Source organism: Pelagibius sp., from assembly GCF_028289705.1.
Lineage (GTDB): Bacteria > Pseudomonadota > Alphaproteobacteria > Kiloniellales > Kiloniellaceae > Pelagibius.
Genome location: NZ_JANQOI010000037.1, coordinates 1 through 1,793, shown reverse-complemented (window position 1 = coordinate 1,793; position 1,793 = coordinate 1). Strand labels below are relative to the sequence as shown.

Annotated in this window: 3 protein-coding genes; 1 reads left to right on the top strand and 2 read right to left on the bottom strand. The window is 65.1% G+C overall.

Features of this window, described 5'->3' with window-relative positions; all coding sequences use genetic code 11:
- Positions 1-484, top strand: a 484-nt coding sequence (locus Q0996_RS04790) for a Dps family protein (protein WP_322096639.1), incomplete at its 5' end; no start/stop codon positions are given.
- A gap of 69 nt (positions 485-553) precedes the next feature.
- Here the strand turns inward: Q0996_RS04790 and Q0996_RS04785 are convergent.
- Together Q0996_RS04785 and Q0996_RS04780 are read right to left on the bottom strand one after the other, a co-directional pair.
- A complete protein-coding gene (locus Q0996_RS04785; RefSeq protein ID WP_299616577.1) occupies positions 554-1,081 on the bottom strand; it encodes a PAS domain-containing protein in 528 nt (175 codons plus the stop codon).
- A gap of 132 nt (positions 1,082-1,213) precedes the next feature.
- On the bottom strand, positions 1,214-1,793 hold a 580-nt coding region (locus Q0996_RS04780), incomplete at its 5' end, for a gamma-glutamyltransferase (RefSeq protein ID WP_299616575.1).

The window sequence follows — 1,793 nt, the reverse complement described above, 5'->3', positions numbered from 1 at the left end:
GGACAGCATCGTGAACAGCATGAACGCAGGGTCGAACCATGGCCACGGGCCCGTCGTGGAGTCCCTCGCCCGGTTTCTGGCAGACACTTATGCGCTCTACCTGAAGACGCAGAACTATCACTGGAATGTCGAGGGCCCGCAGTTCGCCCAGCTGCACAGCCTGTTTGAGGAGCAGTACAACGACCTTGCCACCACCGTTGACGAGATCGCCGAGCGGATCCGCGCGCTTGGGGCACCAGCCCCCGGCAGCTTTGCGGAGTTCCAGCGGCTTGGAACGCTGGCGGCACCGCTGCAGCAGGCGCCGGCTGCAGAGCTTGTGGCCGACCTGCTGGCGGGCCAGCACAACGTCATCGGCACCGCCCGCGCGGTCCTGGACGCGGCGCGAGAGGCCGGGGACGCTGTGACCGAGGGCATGGCCGTGGACCGGATTGCGCAGCACGAGAAGGCGGCTTGGATGTTGAAGAGCCTGGTCCGGGGGCAGTAGGGCCAAGGCCGGCTGTCCTTGCCGATCTGCAGTGCCTGGGCCGGCGGTGCATCGCCGCCGGCCCCGCTGCTATCCGAACGGCCACGAGATCGAGGAAGCGTCCGGACGCTCGTAGCGGGGAACCAGTTCTTCTTCCATGGCGACGAAGCAGATGATCTTGTCCACCGTCCGGCCATCGCTGGACAGCGGCAGAAACAGGCGCTCCATCGCCCGCGCCCATTGTTTGACCGTCACCTGACCATCATTGCGGTACCTGGGCTCGCATCTGCGGCAGACCTCGGCCAGATTGACCAGCGTCCGTTCATTCCCCGCCGTATAGCAGGCTTCGCTGACGACGCGGCCGGTCAGGTCCAGGCCATGAACGCGCACCAGATCGGTGCCGACCAGCCGGTACCGGAAATCCTCAGCCTCACCGACCACCTCGTAGATGATGAGCCGGCCGATCCAGGGCCTGAAGTCCTCGACCTCGAAATCGGATCTGGCCGGCGCAATCCGGTCGCCGCGCTTATCCTGCCAAAGACGATAGAAAGACCGGATCTTCTCCGAGATCGCGACCTTCGGCAGTTCGCCATCCCAGAAGCCTGTTTCCTTGGCCATCGACACCGTCCGTCGACCGCCGGCCGGGGCATCATGCCGGACGTGGTTGCGAGGTGCGGCGCTTGAGCGCGCCTCAGTCGGCCCTTTCTGAAAGCGCCAGCGCCTCATATCAAGCGAGCGACGATGGGCGCGTCAATAGCCGAGGGTCAGCGCGCCGGCCCGGCGCGGGTCTGACGCACCGGCCAGCCGGCCCTCGGTCACCAGGATCGACTGGGTACTGCCCATGGCATCGCGAACCTCCACGGCATGGCCCATCCCTTCCAACAGCCTTACGGTATCGAGGCTCAGCCCCTCTTCGATCCGCAGCTGGTCGGGAAGCCATTGGTGATGGATCCGGACGGCATTCGTCGCCTCGGCGATATTCATGCCGTGATCGATGACGTTCATGATCACCTGCAGGGTCGTGGTGATGATGCGGCTGCCGCCAGGGCTGCCCGTCACCAGGAACAGCGCGCCCTCAGGGTCGAAGACGAAGGTCGGGCTCATCGAGCTAAGGGGCCGCTTGTCGGGCCCCACGGCATTGGCATCGCCGCCGATCAGGCCGTAGGCGTTGGGCACGCCGGGCTTGGCGGAAAAGTCGTCCAACTCGTTGTTCAACAGGATGCCCGTGCCGTCCGCCACCAGTCCGGTGCCATAGCTGAAGTTCAGCGTATAGGTGTTGGCCACGGCATTGCCATCGGCGTCGACGATGGAGAAATGCGTCGTCTCTTCG

What these genes read in the sequence shown, in the direction of transcription:
- Q0996_RS04785 (WP_299616577.1), bottom strand. Translation starts at nt 1,081, where the DNA reads ATGGCCAAGGAAACAGGCTTCTGGGATGGCGAACTGCCGAAGGTCGCG.